This is a genomic window from Aliihoeflea sp. PC F10.4 (genome assembly GCF_054612275.1).
This window is the reverse complement of the sequence record NZ_JBTSWH010000001.1, coordinates 3,717,629-3,736,220: the sequence shown is the minus strand read 5'-3', so window position 1 is coordinate 3,736,220 and position 18,592 is coordinate 3,717,629. Positions and strand designations below refer to the sequence as shown.

The following is an 18,592-nucleotide window of genomic DNA, read 5'->3' as shown; positions in this document are numbered from 1 at the left end:
TGTAATGTTATTACGGATTGGTGATCCTGCCATGGCGCGACTTCGCATTTTCCTTCTCTCCGCTACGGCTCTCGTCGGGTTTGGCTCGGCTCCGGCCAGCGCCCTCGATGGCGTGGTGGCTTCCATCAAGCCGGTGCATTCGCTGGTCGCCGCCGTCATGGAAGGCGTTGGTGAACCATCGCTGGTCGTGTCGGGTGCAGGATCGCCGCACACCTATTCGATGCGCCCGTCCGAGGCTCGGATGCTCGAAGGTGCATCCGTCGTTTTCTGGATCGGCCCGGACATGGAGATGTTCCTGCGAGGGCCGCTAGAGACGTTGGCAGGAAGCGCTGAAGTGGTCGAGCTCGGCGAAGCCGAAGGCATGACGCTGCTGCCTTATCGCGAGGGCGGCCCGTTCGAAAGCCATGAGCACGCGCATGATCATGAAGCCGGCGAGAGTGCACATGACCACGGCCATGAGCATGATCACAGTCACGATGATGACGCCGAGTCGCACGAGCATAGCCACGACCATTCCCATGAGGATGCGGGCAACGACCATGCACATGATCACGGTCACGACCATGATCACGGCTCGCATGACATGCATCTGTGGCTCGATCCCGAAAATGCGAAAGCGATGGTCGGTGAGATCGAAGCGGCCCTTTCGCGGGCCGATCCCAAAAATGCCGCGAGATATGCCGAGAATGCCGAAGCGACCATCTTGCGGCTGGATGAGTTGCTGGCCGATACGCGTTCCGAATTGGAGGCAGTCGAGAATCGCGGCTTCGTCGTGTTTCACGACGCCTATCAATATTACGAGAACCGGTTCGATTTTCCGGCAGCCGGATCGATCACCGTCAGCCCGGACGTCATGCCCGGCGCGCAGCGCATCGGCGAAATCCGCGATCGTATCCGAGAACTTAGCGTCTCCTGCGTCTTTTCCGAGCCGCAATTCGAACCACGACTCGTCTCCGTCGTCACCGAAGGGACGGATGCACGCTCTGGCGTGCTCGACCCGCTCGGAGCCGATCTTACGGACGGGCCGGACCTCTATTTCGAACTGATTGGCAATATGACGAATTCGGCGACATCCTGCCTCAACGGCGAAGACTGACGCCTGTAAACGAAAAAGGCTCCGCCGAAGCGGAGCCTTTCGCCGGACCGGAACCACCCGCTATGCGGGCGGCGGCCGTCAGAGCCAATCAGTGGCGCGCTGACCAGTCGTCGATCTCACGCTCGACCTCTTCCTGCGTCTTGCCGTAATGAGCCTGCAGCTTGCCCGCAAGTTCCTTGCGGTTGCCGCGGATCACGTCGAGATCGTCATTGGTGAGCTTGCCCCACTGCTTCTGGGCCTTGCCCTTGAACTGCTCCCAATTGCCTTCGATCTGATTCCAGTTCATCGCGAAATCCTTCCTCGTTCATATCGATGGACGGTTGCTCCGTCTTGAATAGGAAACGCGTCAGGCTCGCAGCAGGTTCCGCAATGAAAAACCCCGCCGGATCGCTCCGGCGGGGTCTTTGTCGTTTCAATGAAGCGCTGAGGCTTAGTTGTCGGTGTTCTGCTTCTTTAGCGCGGCGCCGAGAATGTCGCCGAGCGAAGCGCCCGAATCGGTCGAACCGTACTGGGCGACCGCTTCCTTCTCCTCGGCGATTTCCAGCGCCTTGATGGAGACGGTGAGGCGACGCGTCTTCTTGTCGAACTGCGTGACGCGGGCGTCGACCTTCTGGCCGACCGAGAAACGCTCTGGGCGCTGCTCGTCGCGGTCGCGGGACAGGTCGGCACGCTTGATGAAGCTTTCGATGTCGTGGTCGACGAGCTTCACATCGAGGCCGCCATCCTTGATGCCGGTGACTTCACAGGTGACGATCGCGCCCTTGCGCAGTTCGCCGGAAGCGGCGGCATCGCCGATCGCATCCTTGCCGAGCTGCTTGACGCCGAGCGAGATGCGCTCCTTCTCGATGTCGACATCGAGAACCTGCGCCTGAACCATGTCGCCGCGGTTGTACTCCTCGATGACCTGCTCGCCCGGACGCGTCCAGTCGAGGTCGGAGAGGTGAACCATGCCGTCGACATCGCCTTCGAGACCGATGAACAGGCCGAATTCGGTCTTGTTCTTGACCTCGCCTTCCACGACCGAGCCGGCCGGGTAGGTGCGGGCGAAGACTTCCCACGGATTTTCCAGCGTCTGCTTGAGGCCAAGCGAGATGCGGCGCTTCTGCGGGTCCACTTCGAGCACGACCACGTCGACTTCCTGCGTCGTCGACAGGATCTTGCCGGGGTGAACGTTCTTCTTGGTCCAGGACATTTCCGAAACGTGGATGAGGCCTTCGATGCCCGGCTCCAGCTCGACGAACGCGCCGTAATCGGTGATGTTCGTGACCTTGCCGGTGACGCGCTTGCCGATCGGGTAACGCGTGCCGATGCCCTCCCACGGATCCGCCTCGAGCTGCTTCATGCCGAGCGAGATACGGTGGGTTTCCTGGTTGATGCGGATGATCTGGACCTTGACGGTCTGGCCGATCGACAGGATTTCCGTCGGATGGTTGACGCGGCGCCAGGCCATGTCGGTGACGTGCAGCAGGCCGTCGATACCGCCGAGGTCGACGAACGCGCCGTAGTCGGTGATGTTCTTGACGACGCCCTCGACGACCTGACCCTCTTCGAGGTTCTGGACGATCTCGGAACGCTGCTCTGCACGGCTCTCTTCAAGAACGGTGCGGCGCGAAACGACGATGTTGCCTCGGCGCTTGTCCATCTTGAGGATTTCGAAGGGCTGCGGGTTGTGCATCAGCGGGGTGACGTCGCGGATCGGACGGATGTCGACTTGGGAGCGCGGCAGGAACGCCACGGCGCCGTCGAGATCGACCGTGAAGCCGCCCTTGACCTGATTGAAGATGATGCCTTCGACGCGCTCGCCGGCCTCGAACTTCGCTTCGAGCTTGACCCAGCTTTCCTCGCGGCGCGCCTTGTCGCGCGACAGCATGGCTTCGCCCAGCGCGTTTTCGATGCGCTCGACATAGACTTCGACCTCGTCGCCCGGCTTCAGCTGGCCATCCTTGGCCTTCGCGCCGAATTCCTTCAGCGGAACGCGGCCTTCGACCTTCAGGCCGACGTCGATGATGGCCATGTCTTTTTCGATGGCCGTGACGATGCCCTTGACGACCGAGCCTTCGGCGGAATGGTTCTCGGAGAAGGACTCTTCGAGAAGGCTGGCGAAATCGTCACGGGTTGGGTTTGCGTTTGACATTTAAGCTCCTGGAAGCTCGAGCCTTGGGCTGCGAGCGGCGCCGGGGTTGGTGTTGATGAAGGCCCCTGTCGCATCGATCCTTGCGGATCGAAAGTTCGGCGCAGGATGCGACGGGGCCGATTTCTGTTCGAAAAAGCTGAATGCCCGCGATCGCGACCGCTCAGGGGCGCGAAGCAGGCCGTCCGCTCTTCAGGACTTATGCCCGGGTGGCGAGCCGATCGTCGATCAGGGATTTCGCCGCCTGGAAGGCCGCTTCTATATCCATTTCCGTCGTATCGAGCAAGTGCGCGTCCTCGGCCGGCTTCAGCGGGGAATCGCTGCGGCCCATGTCGCGCGCGTCGCGGCGCGTGATGTCGGCAAGAACGTCGTCATAGGAAACCTCCGGCGCGTCCTGATGACGGCGCAGCGCACGCGCCTCGGGCGAGGCGGTGACGTAGAGCTTCACATCGGCGTCGGGGCACACGACCGTGCCGATGTCCCGTCCGTCGAGAACCGCGCCGGGCGGCGTCTGCGAAAATTCGCGCTGCTTGGCCACCAGCGCACGGCGCACCGAAGGCATGACCGCGACCCGCGAGGCCGCTTCGCCGACGCCATAGGCGTTGAGCCGGTTGCGGTCGAGCGCTTCGAAATCGAGATTGGCGGCCGCCTGTTCGGCCAGCGCCTCGTTGTCGAGCGACAGATCTTCCAGCAAAAGCGCAAGCGCGACGGCGCGGTAGGTCAGGCCGGTGTCGAGATGAAGCAGTCCGTAATGGTCTGCCAGCCGCCGCGCCAGCGTCCCCTTGCCGGAGGCGGCAGGACCGTCGATAGCGATGACGAGAGGGCGGCTTTCAGGTGTTTCGTTCATTCGATCTCCGCGCCGAGCGACGCCATCAGGTTCATGAATTCAGGAAAGCTGGTCGCGATCATCGCGCGGTCGTCGACCGTGACCGGTTTTTGCGCGGCAAAGCCCATGACGAGAAACGCCATGGCGATGCGATGGTCGAGATGCGTGGCGACGGTGCCGCCGCCGATGCCCTTGCCGCCGGGCGTGCCGGTGACGCGCAGGAAATCCTCGCCTTCGATACAGGAGACGCCGTTCGCCTTCAGCCCGTCGGCGGTCGCCGTCAGCCGGTCGCTCTCCTTGACGCGCAATTCGTCGAGGCCTTCCATCACCGTCTCGCCCTCGGCGAAGGATGCGGCGACGGCGAGCACCGGATATTCGTCGATCATGAAGGGAGCGCGCTCCGGCGGAACCGTGACGCCCTTCAGCTCTGAATGACGCACGCGCAGGTCGGCCACGTCTTCGCCGCCGGCATTGCGCCGGTTGAGAAGTTCGATCGAGCCGCCCATTTCGATCAGCGTGTCGATCAGCCCGGTGCGGGTCGGGTTCATCAGCATGTTCTCGATGGTGATGTCGGAGCCGGGCACGATCAGCGCGGCAACCAGCGGAAAGGCCGCCGAGGAGGGATCGCCCGGCACCTGGATCGTCTGGCCTGTCAGCTTCGGTTCGCCCTGAAGGCGGATATGGCGCACGCCCTCGGCGTCCGTTTCCACCTCGATCTGCGCCCCGAAGCCGGCGAGCATCTTTTCGGTATGGTCGCGCGTCATGACGGGTTCGATCACCGTCGTCACGCCCGGCACGTTGAGGCCGGCCAGAAGCACGGCGGATTTGACCTGCGCAGACGCCATCGGAACGCGATAGGTGATCGGCGCCGCACGCCCGGGACCGCGCAGCGTGATCGGCATACGCTCGCCATCGGCCATGTTGACGATCTGCGTGCCGAATTCGCGCAAGGGATCGAGAATGCGTTTCATCGGCCGCTTCGACAAAGACGCGTCGCCGATGAACGTGGTTTCCATGTCATAAGTGCCGACAAGTCCCATCGTCAGGCGCGCGCCGGTGCCGGCATTGCCGAAGTCGAGCGGGCCGGCGGCTTGAAGCAGCGCGCCGTTGCCGGTGCCGGAAACGATCCATTCGGCACCGTTTTTCTCGATGACCGCGCCCATGGCCTTCATCGCCTCGCCAGTGCGCAACACGTCCTCGCCCTCCAGAAGCCCGGTGATGCGGCTTTCGCCTGCCGCCAGCCCGCCGAACATCAAGGAGCGATGCGAGATCGACTTGTCGCCCGGCACGCGGACGGTTCCGTTGAGGGCGGCTCCGCTGCGAGCGGTCGCGGGTTTGGGTTCTGTGACGGCTGACATGGCGAAAACTTTGCGGGACAGGCGCTGCGGCGCGGAAGGTGGCGGAACACCGGCTTCCTAACATGCGTTTTTGCCCCGGTCATCCCCGACACGCCGTCCCGTGCGATCTGCGGTTGACATTGGCTTTGACAGTCGTTCATTCAATCGTTATGGGGACCGGCACTTTTCATCCCCCATACGACTGTCTCGCCCGCGCCGATTCTTTGAAGGTGGCTGCGGGGAGAAGCCCGAAGACACGATGAGGCTCACCGTGGCGAAAGCTGAACTTGGCACCAAGCGAATTTGCCCTGAAACGGGTCGTAAGTTCTACGACCTGAACAAGGACCCGATCGTCTCGCCCTATACGGGCCAGTCCTATCCGCGCTCCTATTTCGACAGCGGGTCCGTGATCGAGGAAGAAGAAGAGGTCGAGGAGCAGGAAGAGGAAGTCGTGGAGAGCGACGCCGACACCGTTTCGCTCGAAGATGCCGATGACGAGGCCAAGGGCGGCGATTCGTCGGACGACGATGACGATGTCGACCTCGACAATGACGATGATGACGACACCTTCCTTGCCGATGACGAAGACGAGGATGACGACGATCTCGACGACATCGTCGGGGTTGGCGACGACGACGACGACAACTGACGCTTGGGCGTCTGCGAAAGCATCGAGGCAGGCGCTTTTGGGCTTGCAATCGATCCGGGGCGGCGCTAGAAGCCGCCTCGCACCGGCCTTGGCAACAGGCCGGATGGGGCCATAGCTCAGCTGGGAGAGCGCCTGCATGGCATGCAGGAGGTCAGCGGTTCGATCCCGCTTGGCTCCACCAATTTTCCCTTATTTCACGGCAATTCTTTTTGCTCACGCCTCCGATTGGACGCGTGCATCGCGCGGCGCCGCTGAGGATTGCGAACCCTTTGGAATGGAATGGCGTCCGGGCCGGCTCCTTTTCCGCGCTCATCACCGCCGCAATTTACTGACCTGACAAGGGTCTATGTTTCCCGCGGACTCCAAACGTGTTCCATTTGGGGTTGTGCGACCCCATCGAGGTCTCATTCGCCCCCTACCCGCCACATTGATATCAACGGGTATGGATTTCTTGCATGACGGCACGTTTTATTCGCTCTTCCGGCATCGCGCTGGCCGGGGCAATCGCTTTCACCATTTCGATCGGCCACGCGAACGCGCAATGCGGCAGTGCTTCCTGGTATGCACTGACCTCGAAGACGGCTTCCGGCGAACGGATGAACCCCGAAGGCATGACTGCCGCGCATCGCAGCTTGCCGTTCGGATCGAAGATCAAGGTCGTCAACCAGCGCAATGGTTGGGAGGTCGTCGTGCGCATTAACGATCGCGGGCCGTTCACGAAAGGGCGCGTTCTCGACCTCTCGCGGGCGGCGGCAAACAAGCTCGGCTTCATCAATGCCGGCCACACCAAGATCTGCCTCGAAGGCGTCAGTTAAGCGGCTTCGGCGTCGCCGCGAGTTCGCCCGTCGCGGCAGCCGGGACGGCTCTACCGTAAAGATAGCCCTGGCCAAGCGCACAGCCGAATTCGTCGAGGCGCGCCGCTTGCGCTTCTTCTTCGATGCCTTCAGCTACCGCTTCCATTTCGAGGCCGATGCACATCGCCAAAATGGCCTTGACGATATGTTCCGACGCGCGGTCGCTTAAAAGGCTCGAAACGAAGCTTCGGTCGATCTTCAGCTTGTCGAAGGGAAACTCCCGCAACCGCCCGAGCGAGGACTGACCCGTGCCGAAATCGTCGAGCGCGATCCGTACGCCCGCATCCTTGAACTCAGTGATGATCGAGGCGGCGGTTTCCGGCATCGACATCAGTCCGGTTTCGGTGATCTCGATTTCCAGCCGACGGGGGTCGAAACCCACCCTATCGGCAATCGCGATCACCTCTCCGGCCGTCGACGCGTTGATGAGTTGGACGGATGACAAATTGAACGACAGGAAAAGCGGATCGGGCCAGTTGCGCGCTGTCTCTGCCGCCTTGAGAAGGATGAGCCTCGACAGGTCCGGCATGATGCCGCGCTCTTCGGCGATAGGAATGAAAGTAGCCGGCGAAATGACGCCAAGGTCTGGATCGCGCCATCGCGCAAGCGCCTCGAAGCCGAGGACGCGGCGCGTTTTGATCGAGACGATCGGCTGGAACCAGGGCTCGACTTCGCCATTCGAAACCGCGCGGCGCAATGCCTGCTCAATCCGCGTAACTGTCTGCGCGGCCTCGACGAGTTCGGGCGAATAGACGACGACCCGGTTTCGTCCCGACCGCCGCGCCTCGTAAAGCGCCGTTTCGGCCTTGGCGATCAGGTGAGGCGGCGTTTCACGCGCGTCGTCATAGATCGCCGAACCGACGCTCGCGGTCAGCCGGACTGTGCGCGCACCGATGTCGTAGGGTGCCGAAAGCACGTCGACCAGCGTGTAAGCCAGCCGTTCAGCCGCCTTTGCGCTGAAGACGAAGGGCGACAAGATCGTGAACTCGTCGGAACCGGTCCGCGTGACCGTCGATGCGTCATCGAGCGCGGCGCGAAGGCGCAGCGCGGCCTGTTTCAAAATTCCATCGCCGGCGCTTCGGCCATAAAGATCGTTGATCGGCTTGAAGCCGTCCAGATCAACGATGGCGATCGCAAAGGGCGCTGGATCGGCTTTGCGCTTGGCGATCAGGCGGATGATCTTGTCTTCGAGACGAAGCCGCGTGCCAAGCCCCGTCAGCGGATCGGTCATGATCCCCAGCGGCGCATCGGCTACCGATATTGTTTCGCTTGCGCTCCTCAAAGCTTCGCAGCCCTTTTCAATGATGCCGCGCACGCTTGCACAAAAAGCTTTCGCAAACGTGAGCGCCACCGAGTTGAGCGCGCGGATTGGCAATCGGATATGAAACCTCTAGATGGCGGTGACGACAGTTACCGCCCAGCCGGCCCGGAGCTTCCATGACCTTGAGAATCGCTTTCCAGATGGACCATGTCTCGACCGTTTCGATTGCGGGCGACACCACTTTCGCGCTGGCGCTGGAAGCGCAAAAGCGTGGCCATGCGCTGTTTCATTACACGCCTGATCGTCTTTCGATGCGAAACGGCAAAGTGACGGCGTATGCCGAGGAAATGCGCGTGGACGACGTGAAGGGCGCGCATTTCACGCTCGGTGAGCCGCAGCGTATGGATCTCGGCGAAATGGACGTGGTTCTCCTGCGCCAGGACCCGCCTTTCGACATGAACTACATCACCACGACGCATCTTCTCGAGCGCATCCACCCGAAGACGCTCGTGGTCAACGACCCTGCCTGGGTGCGCAACTCGCCTGAAAAGATTTTCGTTACCGAGTTCCCCGACCTGATGCCCGAAACGCTGATTACCAAGGATCCGCGCGAGGTCGACGCCTTCCGCAAGGAATATGGCGACATCATCGTCAAGCCGCTGTATGGAAATGGCGGCGCGGGTATCTTCATGCTGCAGGAGGGCGACCGAAACCTCGCCTCCCTGCTCGAAATGTTCGAGCAGATGTTCCGCGAGCCCTTCATCGTCCAACGCTATCTGAAGGAAGTCCGCAAGGGCGACAAGCGCATCATCCTGATCGACGGCGAGCCGGTCGGAGCGATCAACCGCGTGCCGGCCGAGCATGATTCGCGCTCCAACATGCATGTCGGCGGACGCGCCGAAGCGACCGAACTGACCGAGCGCGAGCGCGAGATATGTGCGCGGATCGGCCCGTCGCTGAAGGAGCGCGGCTTCATCCTCGTCGGCATCGACGTGATCGGCGACTACATGACCGAGATCAACGTAACCTCGCCTACGGGCGTTCGCGAGGTGAAGAAATTCGGCGGTGTCGATATCGCCGCGCGGTTCTGGGATGCGGTGGAGGTGAAGCGCAACTGAGACCGTTTGTTCCACCCCTGCAACCGGGTGCAACCAAGGCACAACCTTCGCGCTTTTTCGTTCACTTATTGTTCTTGATTTGATCTGATATTCATGCTTGTGTTTCCGCAAGGAGAGTGGGGCATGGTTTCAAGGGTGCGAACGATCGCCTTTCAGGGCATCGAAACGGTTCCGGTCGACGTTCAGGTCATGATCGCGCCGGGCAAGGTCGGTATGAATATCGTCGGCCTTGCCGACAAGGCGGTGGCCGAAAGCCGCGAGCGTGTGCAGGCCGCGCTGCATGCGTCGGGCCTGTCGATGCCGCCGAAAAAGGTGACGGTCAATCTGGCACCGGCCGATCTGCCGAAGGAGGGAAGCCACTATGACCTGCCGATCGCGCTCGGTCTGATGGCGGCGCTGGGCGCGATCCCTACGGATGCGCTCGACGGTTATGTCGTTCTCGGGGAGCTGTCGCTTGACGGCACGATCGCGCCGGTCGCTGGCGTTCTTCCGGCCGCGATGGGCGCAAACGGGAAGGGGCGCGGGCTCATCTGTCCGGCCGCTTGCGGATCGGAGGCGGCATGGGCCGGCGCCGATATCGACATCCTTGCGCCGCGCAGCCTGATCGCGATGGCGAACCACTTTCGCGGCACGCAGGTACTGAGCCGCCCCGAGCCGATGGTCGATCCGGCCCCAGCCGGCTTGCTCGATCTTGCCGACATCAAGGGACAGGAAAGCGCCAAGCGCGCGCTCGAAGTGGCGGCGGCCGGCGGGCATAATCTGCTGATGATCGGGCCACCCGGTTCGGGAAAATCGATGCTGGCGCAGCGCCTGCCTTCGATCCTGCCGCCGCTGGCGGCAAAGGAACTGCTCGAAGTCTCGATGATCGCCTCGATTGCAGGCGAACTTGCTGGTGGTAAATTGTCGGATCGGCGTCCGTTTCGCAGTCCCCACCACTCCGCGTCGATGGCGGCGATGGTCGGCGGCGGCCTTCGCGCGCGACCAGGAGAGGTTTCGCTCGCACATAACGGCGTGCTCTTTCTCGACGAGCTTCCGGAGTTCCAGCCGGCCGTGCTCGATTCACTTCGCCAACCGGTCGAGAACGGAGAAAGCGTGATCGCGCGCGCCAATCATCGTGTCTCCTACCCCGCCCGTATCCAACTCGTCGCGGCGATGAACCCGTGCCGATGCGGCATGGCGGGCGAACCGGGTCATCGCTGCGCACGCGGTCCGCGCTGTCAGTCCGATTATCAGGCGCGCATTTCAGGCCCGCTGCTCGACCGCATCGATCTGCGGATCGAGGTGCCGGCGGTCACCGCCGCCGATCTGATTGCGCCGGGCCGCGCTGAGACGAGCGAAACCGTTCGAACGCGTGTGGCGGCGGCGCGCGCGGTCCAGTCGCAGCGCTATGCCGCGCTCGAAATGCCGTCTTTCACGACCAATGCACTTTGCGGAGCCGCGATGATCGAGAAGGTCGCCACGCCGGATGCGGCGGGTGCGGCGCTGTTGCGGGATGCCAGCGAAAAGCTGAACCTGTCTGCACGCGCATATCACCGGGTTTTGAAGGTCGCGCGCACGCTCGCCGATCTCGACGGAAGCGAAGAGGTCGGCCGCATTCATCTGGCCGAGGCTATTTCGTACCGGATTGCAGGCGAACGGCTCGCCGCCGCCGCGTGATGCCGAAGTGGTACCCAGCTACGGGTTGATGGTGATCGGTGCCGTTAGAGCGGGTTTCGTTCTGATGCGAGGAGGGTTCGCGCATCCATGACGCTGTAGGATGACAATGAATCGTGCATTGGGCGAGATGAGTACGAGGGTTAGATAACGGTCCAGAGGGCAATTTTTCTGGCCGAGGGAATCAGCACCGCATCTTTCGGTCGGTCGAATCTGGCGCGTCCAGATACGACCTTCGCCCGGAGCACTCGACCTTCAGATTTCTCTCAGGTCAGTCGAAACAGTCCAGATGAATGGGTTCAGGCAAAAATTGGTCTTTTGCCGCCGTCGGCGATCTTTCGGGCGTGCTTATGAGCTTCGCGTGGCCGTCGCGCATTTTCTCAGGCGACAACGGAGGCTGCCTCCGGTGTCAAAACCGGTTGAGATGGCCAATTATGCTACCGCTCGAGGAACGGGCCAAGGATCGGAGAGGACGCTTGCGTACAAAGCTGAAGAGTTTTGGCCAACGTCGCCGGGCGGTCAGCGCAGCGCGCCGACCAGAAGGTTGCGGTCCTCGTGCAGTGTCACCCACCGGCCGGTGTGATTGCTCGCCTGACGCTTGAGAAACCGGTAATCCGTGTCCGTCCATGCGCGAATGTCGGGCTTCAGATTGTCGAGAATGAAGTCGCCGCGATCCGTGCGCAATGTCAGGACGGCGTGTCCCTCGCCATCGGCCTTGCGCAGAACGGTGATCAGGAGATTGGACAGCGGGATGCCGGCTTCGGCGAGCCGCTTGCGCTTTTCGAGCGCGTAGTCCTCGCAATCACCGACGCCCTTGACCGGATAGGCCCACCATTCCTCGCGACCGTAGATTTCGAGATCGCTTTTCGGTGTTACCGCCGCGTTCACCGCGCGATTGACCTTGTCGACCGCGCGCCAAATCGCCGGGGTCACCACGAGCGCGCCGCGATCGGCCGGGCGGATCGAGCACTCCTGAGGCAGGCGCTGGCAAAACTCGTAATGTCCGATCGGCTGCGAGGTCAGGCCGCCCGTCTTCATCGAGGGTGCGTGGGCTGGCATGGCCGCTGCAGCGGCTGCCTGAAAAAGCGCGCCCGCCAGTATCGCGCCCGCAAGCGCACGCCGGATGAGTGATGAACCGCCCATTCTCAAAACCCCGATTTCCGCACGTTGATCGTGTCGTTAAGGAAACGTTAAGGTTTGATATAAGTGGGTGTCAATTGACATGGGCGATATGAACAGGCCTGCGCGGGGCGTTGTGACAATCAGCACACACGAAACTGCCCGGAATCCGGGCAATAATTCGTTAACCATAAGTGCGAATTGATGTTTTTGGTAGTCGCTCCAAGCCCCCGTTCGGGTGCGTTTAACGAAAAACGCCGCGATCAGGTGCTGATCGCGGCGTCTCGGTTGTCTCGCTAATGCGGATGATCACGCATTATTGCGGCCAGCCGGCCACCGCCTTGACCTCAAGAAAGTCCTCCAGCCCGTATTTGCCGCCTTCACGGCCGATCCCGGATTGCTTGTAGCCGCCGAAGGGAGAGCCGGGCGCGCGCGACGTTCCGTTGATCTGGACCATACCGGCGCGCAAACGCTTTGCAACACGGCGGGCCTTTTCGGCGTCGCCGGTCTGCACGTAGCTCGACAGGCCGTAGGGCGTGTCGTTGGCGATCTCGACGGCTTCTTCTTCGCCATCGAAGGGGATCATGGCGAGCACCGGGCCGAAGACTTCCTCGCGTGCGATGGTCATCTCATTGGTGACGTCTGCGAAGACGGTCGGGCGAACGTAATAGCCGCGGTTAAAGCCCTCTGGGCGGCCCGGACCGCCGGCGACGAGCTTCGCGCCCTCTTTGATGGCGACATCGATCAGACCCTGCACCTTGTCGAACTGGGCTTGCGAGACGAGCGGGCCGATATGGCCGCCTTCCTCGGCTGGATTGCCGACCTTGACCTTGGTGCGGGTATGCTCGCCGGCGAGTTCCACGGCGCGGTCGTATACGGAACGCTCCACCAGCATGCGCGTCGGCGCATTGCAGGACTGGCCGGTATTCAGGAAACAGTGATCGAGCCCACGCGCAATCGCGGCCTCAAGATCGGAATCGGCGAAGACGATGTTGGGTGATTTGCCGCCGAGCTCCAGCGTTACGCGCTTGACCGTTTCGGCCGCTGCTTTGGTGACGGCGATGCCAGCGCGTGTCGAGCCGGTGAACGACATCATGTCGATATCGGGATGGCGCGACATGGCTTCGCCGACGGTCGGACCATCGCCATTGACCATGTTGAAGACGCCGACCGGAAGATCCGACGCCGCGACGATCTCGGCAAAGACGATGGACGAGAGCGGCGCGACCTCCGAAGGCTTGAGAATGACGGTGCAGCCGGCTGCGATCGCTGGCACGACCTTCAGCGTCACCTGGTTCATCGGCCAGTTCCAGGGCGTGATCAAGCCGACGACGCCGATCGGTTCATGCACGATGCGTTCCTGCGGGTTGCGCTCGTCGAGCGCGTGCTCGAATTCGAAAGTATTCAATGTCCGGATGAACGCCTTGATATGGCCGATGCCGGCGGCAGCCTGGCTTTCCATGGCAAGCGTCATCGGCGCGCCCATTTCGTCGGAAATCGCCTTGGCCATATCATCCATGCGGGCCTTGTAGGCTTCGAGCAGCCGGTCGAGCCAGGCGAGGCGCTCTTCCTTCGTCGTGACCGACCATGCGGGAAAGGCGCGCTTCGCGGCGGCAACCGCCAAATCCACATCTTCCTGCGAGCCGAGGGAAATGACCGCAAAGGGCTGTTCGTCGGCCGGATTGATCACCTCAAGTTCCTTCGGCTTCGCCGGCGCAGTCCATTTTCCGTCGATGTAAAATTCGGTCTTCCTCAGCATGGCCAATCGTCCTCTCAGCAAGCGTGTGAATCCTGCAGCCAGATATGGCGCGTCCATCTTGAAACCACAACCGCGTCAGTTCCTTGCAACTCGCGGGGTTGCGATGGTGCGGCGCACATAAACCGGCGCGGTGCATTGGGAAAAACCGTCGCGATGCACAAAAGCGGCTGTTGCAATTTGTTTTGAATTGGTGAAGCTTGGGTCAAAAGATGAGTGCCCGGTGGTCTATCCGGGCAACAGGGGAACAGTTCTGTCTATGGTGAGCGTCAGCATTGCTGCGGACGATCAAACTTTCGTTCGCTTTCATAACGTCCAGAAAAGCTATGACGGCGAAGTTCTGGTCGTGAAAAATCTCAATCTCGACATCGCTCGGGGCGAATTCCTGACGATGCTCGGGCCGTCCGGGTCCGGCAAGACGACCTGCCTGATGATGCTGGCTGGTTTCGAAAACGCGACCCATGGCGAGATACGCCTCAAGGGGCAGCGCATCGACAACGTGCCGCCGCACAAGCGCGACATCGGCATGGTCTTCCAGAATTACGCGCTCTTCCCGCATATGACGGTGGCCGAAAACCTCGCCTTTCCGTTGAAGGTGCGCGGGGTCGGCAAGGCCGAGATCGCTGACCGCGTCAAGAAGGCGCTCGACATGGTCAAGCTCGGCCATCTTGGTGGACGGATGCCCGCGCAACTTTCGGGCGGCCAGCAGCAGCGCGTGGCCGTCGCCCGCGCCCTCGTATTCGAGCCGACGCTGGTCTTGATGGATGAGCCGCTTGGTGCGCTCGACAAGAATTTGCGCGAGCAGATGCAGTACGAGATCAAGCATATCCACGAGAATCTGGGCGTTACCGTCGTCTATGTGACGCATGACCAGTCCGAAGCGCTGACCATGTCGAACCGCATCGCGGTTTTCGAAGATGGCGTGATCCAGCAGCTTGCTTCGCCGGCCGATCTTTACGAGCGGCCCGAAAACGCCTTCGTCGCCGCCTTCATCGGCGAGAACAATCGGCTGCCGGGAAAAATCGAGAGCGTGAACGGTCAGGATTGCGATGTGCGGCTCGATGACGGCTCGCTCGTCAGGGCGCTTCCGGTCAACGTTTCGGGGAAGGGCGATGCGACTACGCTCTCGCTTCGGCCCGAGCGCGTGCGCATCAATCCGGATAACGGCATCGACAACGCTTTCGACGCACGGGTCGAGGAACTGATTTATCTGGGCGACCACATACGCACGCGCGTCAATGTGTGCGGCAATGACGAATTCATCATCAAGGTGCCGAATTCCGACATGAAGGGCCGTCTCGCCGCGGGCGAGACGATCCGCGTTGGCTGGTCGGCACAGGATTGCCGGGCGCTCGACGCCTGACAAGACCGCCGGAAAGGCGGCAGACCGAAAAAAGCGCGCCGATGGTGCCATCGGCGACAAACAGAGGAGAACGTCGCATGAAGCTTACAAAGTTCAAGGTGATCGGCGCGGGAACCGCCGTCAGCCTTCTGGCGATCGGCGCCTATGCGCAGGATCCGGTCCAGCTCACCGTCGTCTCGTGGGGCGGCGCCTATTCGGAAAGCCAGCAGCGCGCCTATCTCGACCCCTATATGGAAGAGCATCCGAACGTGCGCATGGTCAACGATGACGGCTCGGCGAATGCGCTCGCCTCGCTGCGCGCGCAATCGCAGGCGAACAACGTGACGTGGGACCTCGTCGACATGCTGCCGTCGGACGCCCAGCTCGCCTGCGACGAGGGCATCATCATGCCCATCGACGCCGATGAATGGCTTGCACCCGCGCCGGACGGCACGGCCGCATCGGAAGACTTCCTGCCCGGCTCGATCGGCGAATGCTTCATTCCGCAGATCGTCTATTCGACCGTCATCGGCTACAACACCGAAATGTTCGATGAAGGCTCCGAGCCGCAGACGATCGACGACTTCTTCAACGTCGAGGATTTCCCCGGCCAGCGCGCCATCCAGGACCGTCCGGCCGGCAATCTCGAATGGGCGCTCTACGCCGATGGCGTGCCGATCGACGAAATCTACGAGACGCTGGAAACGCCGGAAGGCGTGGAGCGCGCCTTTGCCAAGCTCGACACGATCAAATCGAACCTGATCTTCTGGACGGAAGGCGCACAGGGACCGCAGCTTCTGGCCGACAAGGAAGTAGCGTTCGCGACCAGCTATAACGGTCGCCTCTTCGCCGCTGCGATCGACGAGGAACAGCCCTTCGAGATCATCTGGGACGGCCAGCTCGTCGAGTGGGACGGCTGGGTCGTGCCGGAAGGTACGCGGAATCTGGAAGCCGTGAAGGAGTTCATCTTCTGGGCGACGGACACCCAGCGCCTTGCCGATCAGGCGAAGTACATTTCCTACGGTCCGGCGCGCGAATCCTCGGCTCCGCTCGTCGGTCAGCATGAAGACAAGGGCATCGACATGGCGCCGCACATGCCGACCAACCCGGACAATTACGAGACGCCGATCGTCCTCAACAACGATTTCTGGACCGATTATGGCGACGAGCTGCGCGAGCGCTACGCCAACTGGATGCTCCAGTAGTCTCGATAACAGGACGGGCGTCGCAAGACGCCCGTCTGCTTCTTTCGCATACTGAAGGCCGCAAGGGCGAACCAGCTTCATGGCAAACGCAGCTTTGGCACCGTCGGGAAATCTCCCCGGCGAAAAGATGGTCACGGCGGACGGCGTGCCGCTCAAGACGGCTCTTGCCCGCGCAGAACGTCGGCGCAGACTGACGGCGTTCCTGCTGGTCGCGCCGCTGCTCGCATTCATCGTCATCACCTTCATCGTGCCGATCGGGCAGATGATGTGGCGCAGTGTCGATAACCCGGTCGTTGTCGCGACCTTGCCGCGAACCGTCGAGGCGCTCGCCGAGTGGGATGGCGAGGATTTGCCGTCCGAAGAGACCTACGCCGCGCTCGTCGCGGACCTTGCCGAAGCGCAGGAGAGCCGCACCATCGGCCAGCTTGCCATTCGCATGAACTATGAATTGTCGGGCGCGCGCAGCCTGTTCGCTGGCCTTGGCCGACGTGCCGACGACATGGAAGCGCCGTTCAGGGAGGCGGTGATCGACAACAACGACCGCTGGGGCGACACCGCGATCTGGCACATTCTGGAGCGTGAGGGTCGGCCTTACACCGCTGCCTATTACGTCTCAGCTGTCGACTTGCGCTACAACAGCGAGGGTGAGATCGAGCGCCAGGCAGCGAACCAGCGCATCTATGTCGCGCTCTTCCTGCGCACGCTGGCATTGTCGGTCGCGATCACATTCACGACGCTGCTGCTCGGCTACCCGATCGCGTTTCTCCTGGCTTCGCTGCCGATGCGCACGTCCAATCTCCTGATGATCTTCGTGCTCTTGCCGTTCTGGACGTCGCTTCTGGTCCGCACGACGGCGTGGATCGTGCTGTTGCAGCAGCAGGGCGTGATCAATGACATTCTCGTCTGGATGGGCCTCATATCCAACAATGGCCGGGTGTTGATGATCCATAACGCCTTCGGCACCATCGTTGCGATGACGCATATCCTGTTGCCGTTCATGGTGCTGCCGCTCTACTCCGTGATGAAGGGCATATCGCCGTCCTATATGCGCGCGGCGCGCTCGCTCGGTGCGAACAACTGGACCGCGTTCTGGAAGGTTTACATGCCGCTGACGGTGCCCGGCATCGGCGCGGGTGCGATCCTCGTCTTCATCATTTCCATCGGCTACTACATCACGCCCGCCCTTGTCGGCGGCCAGAGCGGGCAGATGATCTCGAACCTGATCGCGTTCCATATGCAAAATTCGCTGAACTGGGGTCTGGCGGCCGCGCTCGGAACGATCCTGCTGTTCGGCGTGCTGATCCTTTACTGGACCTACAGCCGCATCGTCGGCATCGACAAGGTCAAGCTGGGCTAGGACAAGAAACATGGCGCTCCCCACCTATGCCGGCCCGCTCGAACGCACGTGGTATTACGGCTTCCGCATCTTCTGCGGCCTGATCTTCTTCTTCCTGATGGCGCCGATCCTGGTGATCATCCCGCTGTCGTTCAACGTGCAGCCCTACTTCACCTATACGCGCGAGATGCTGACCCTCGATCCGGACGGGTTTTCGATGCGCTGGTACAACGCGTTCTGGAACTCGACCGCCTGGATGAACGCGATCCGCAATTCGCTGATCATCGGCGTTGCCTCGACACTGCTTGCGACCGCGCTCGGTACGCTTGCGGCGCTCGGGCTTTCGCGCCGCGAAATGCCGCTTCGCGGGCTGATCATGGGCCTTCTGATTTCACCGATGATCGTACCGCTGATCATCTCGGCCGCCGGCATGTTCTTCTTTTATTCGTCGGTCGGGCTTGCCGGGACGTTTCCGGGCGTCATCCTCGCCCATGCGGCGCTGGGAACGCCCTTCGTCATCATCACGGTGACGGCGACGCTCGTCGGCTTCGACCATTCGCTGACGCGAGCGGCGGCGGGGCTTGGGGCATCGCCCGCCACGACGTTTCGCAAGATCACCATGCCGCTGATCCTGCCGGGCGTCATTTCCGGCGCGCTCTTCGCCTTCATCACGTCCTTCGACGAGATCGTCATCGTGCTCTTCCTCGCCGGCGTCGAGCAGCGCACCATTCCGCGCGAGATGTGGTCGGGCATCCGCGAGTCGATCAGCCCGACGATCCTAGCCGTCGCGACGATCCTCGTCATGTTTTCGATCGCGCTTTTGACGACGATCGAGCTTCTGCGCCGCCGTTCAGAGCGTATGAGGGGCATGGCGCCACAGTAACCATAAAGAGAAGCCGCCGTGGGGAG

General features: G+C 61.9%; 16 protein-coding genes and 1 tRNA gene. 10 read left to right on the top strand and 7 right to left on the bottom strand.

Translation table 11 applies throughout. The annotated features are described in order from the left end of the window. Window positions 1-31: 31 nt before the first annotated feature. Complete coding sequence (locus ACX82Z_RS18725; protein WP_459590540.1) at window positions 32-1,096, top strand: zinc ABC transporter substrate-binding protein; 1,065 nt, start codon at window positions 32-34, stop codon at window positions 1,094-1,096. An 88-nt stretch (window positions 1,097-1,184) separates the two neighbouring features. Here the strand turns inward: ACX82Z_RS18725 and ACX82Z_RS18720 are convergent, their stop codons facing one another. From ACX82Z_RS18720 to aroA, 4 genes are all read right to left on the bottom strand, one after another. Beyond that, window positions 1,185-1,382 carry a CsbD family protein gene (locus tag ACX82Z_RS18720; protein WP_459590539.1) on the bottom strand — a complete coding sequence of 66 codons (198 nt, stop codon included), beginning with the start codon at window positions 1,380-1,382 and terminating at the stop codon, window positions 1,185-1,187. A 144-nt stretch (window positions 1,383-1,526) separates the two neighbouring features. Further along, complete coding sequence (gene rpsA, locus ACX82Z_RS18715; protein WP_459590537.1) at window positions 1,527-3,230, bottom strand: 30S ribosomal protein S1; 1,704 nt, start codon at window positions 3,228-3,230, stop codon at window positions 1,527-1,529. Window positions 3,231-3,426: 196 nt separating this feature from the next. Beyond that, window positions 3,427-4,074 (bottom strand): (d)CMP kinase, encoded by a 648-nt coding sequence (cmk, locus tag ACX82Z_RS18710; RefSeq protein ID WP_459590536.1) that lies wholly within the window; start codon window positions 4,072-4,074, stop codon window positions 3,427-3,429. Then, window positions 4,071-5,411: a 3-phosphoshikimate 1-carboxyvinyltransferase gene (aroA, locus tag ACX82Z_RS18705; protein WP_459590535.1), complete on the bottom strand. Its 1,341-nt coding sequence runs from the start codon at window positions 5,409-5,411 to the stop codon at window positions 4,071-4,073. The genes cmk and aroA overlap by 4 nt, the downstream gene beginning before the upstream one ends. 250 nt (window positions 5,412-5,661) lie before the next feature. Here aroA and ACX82Z_RS18700 point away from each other — a divergent pair, with 250 nt between their 5' ends. From ACX82Z_RS18700 to ACX82Z_RS18690, 3 genes are all read left to right on the top strand, one after another. Continuing rightward, entirely contained in the window at window positions 5,662-6,039 is a 378-nt protein-coding gene (locus ACX82Z_RS18700; protein WP_459911875.1) for a TIGR02300 family protein, read from the top strand. A gap of 105 nt (window positions 6,040-6,144) precedes the next feature. After that, a tRNA-Ala gene (locus ACX82Z_RS18695) sits at window positions 6,145-6,220 on the top strand. Between the two features lie 274 nt (window positions 6,221-6,494). Beyond that, window positions 6,495-6,854 carry a septal ring lytic transglycosylase RlpA family protein gene (locus ACX82Z_RS18690; protein WP_459590534.1) on the top strand — a complete coding sequence of 120 codons (360 nt, stop codon included), beginning with the start codon at window positions 6,495-6,497 and terminating at the stop codon, window positions 6,852-6,854. Here ACX82Z_RS18690 and ACX82Z_RS18685 read toward each other — a convergent pair. Continuing rightward, a complete protein-coding gene (locus ACX82Z_RS18685) occupies window positions 6,847-8,124 on the bottom strand; it encodes a putative bifunctional diguanylate cyclase/phosphodiesterase (RefSeq protein WP_459590532.1) in 1,278 nt (425 codons plus the stop codon). The genes ACX82Z_RS18690 and ACX82Z_RS18685 overlap by 8 nt on opposite strands. A gap of 206 nt (window positions 8,125-8,330) precedes the next feature. On the opposite strand from ACX82Z_RS18685, the gene gshB reads away from it, so the two are divergent. Then, window positions 8,331-9,272, top strand: a complete 942-nt coding sequence (gshB, locus tag ACX82Z_RS18680; protein WP_459590531.1) for a glutathione synthase — start codon at window positions 8,331-8,333, stop codon at window positions 9,270-9,272. Between the two features lie 123 nt (window positions 9,273-9,395). After that, complete coding sequence (locus ACX82Z_RS18675; protein ID WP_459590529.1) at window positions 9,396-10,928, top strand: YifB family Mg chelatase-like AAA ATPase; 1,533 nt, start codon at window positions 9,396-9,398, stop codon at window positions 10,926-10,928. A gap of 516 nt (window positions 10,929-11,444) precedes the next feature. On the opposite strand, the gene ACX82Z_RS18670 is transcribed toward ACX82Z_RS18675, so the two are convergent. Continuing rightward, a complete protein-coding gene (locus ACX82Z_RS18670; RefSeq protein ID WP_459590528.1) occupies window positions 11,445-12,068 on the bottom strand; it encodes a transglutaminase-like cysteine peptidase in 624 nt (207 codons plus the stop codon). Between the two features lie 292 nt (window positions 12,069-12,360). Then, on the bottom strand, window positions 12,361-13,803 hold the full coding sequence (locus ACX82Z_RS18665) for an aldehyde dehydrogenase family protein (RefSeq protein ID WP_459590527.1): 1,443 nt from the start codon (window positions 13,801-13,803) through the stop codon (window positions 12,361-12,363). A gap of 256 nt (window positions 13,804-14,059) precedes the next feature. Between ACX82Z_RS18665 and ACX82Z_RS18660 the strand changes: the two genes are divergently transcribed. The 4 genes from ACX82Z_RS18660 to ACX82Z_RS18645 all read left to right on the top strand — a co-directional run bounded on the left by ACX82Z_RS18660 (window position 14,060) and on the right by ACX82Z_RS18645 (window position 18,566). Continuing rightward, on the top strand, window positions 14,060-15,163 hold the full coding sequence (locus ACX82Z_RS18660) for an ABC transporter ATP-binding protein (RefSeq protein ID WP_459590526.1): 1,104 nt from the start codon (window positions 14,060-14,062) through the stop codon (window positions 15,161-15,163). Window positions 15,164-15,240: 77 nt separating this feature from the next. Continuing rightward, the gene (locus ACX82Z_RS18655) at window positions 15,241-16,347 is read left to right on the top strand and encodes an ABC transporter substrate-binding protein (protein ID WP_459590525.1); all 1,107 of its coding nucleotides are present in this window, start codon (window positions 15,241-15,243) and stop codon (window positions 16,345-16,347) included. 79 nt (window positions 16,348-16,426) lie between these two features. Beyond that, a complete protein-coding gene (locus tag ACX82Z_RS18650) occupies window positions 16,427-17,704 on the top strand; it encodes an ABC transporter permease (RefSeq protein ID WP_459590524.1) in 1,278 nt (425 codons plus the stop codon). A 10-nt stretch (window positions 17,705-17,714) separates the two neighbouring features. Beyond that, window positions 17,715-18,566 (top strand): ABC transporter permease, encoded by an 852-nt coding sequence (locus ACX82Z_RS18645; protein WP_459590522.1) that lies wholly within the window; start codon window positions 17,715-17,717, stop codon window positions 18,564-18,566. Window positions 18,567-18,592: the final 26 nt, after the last annotated feature.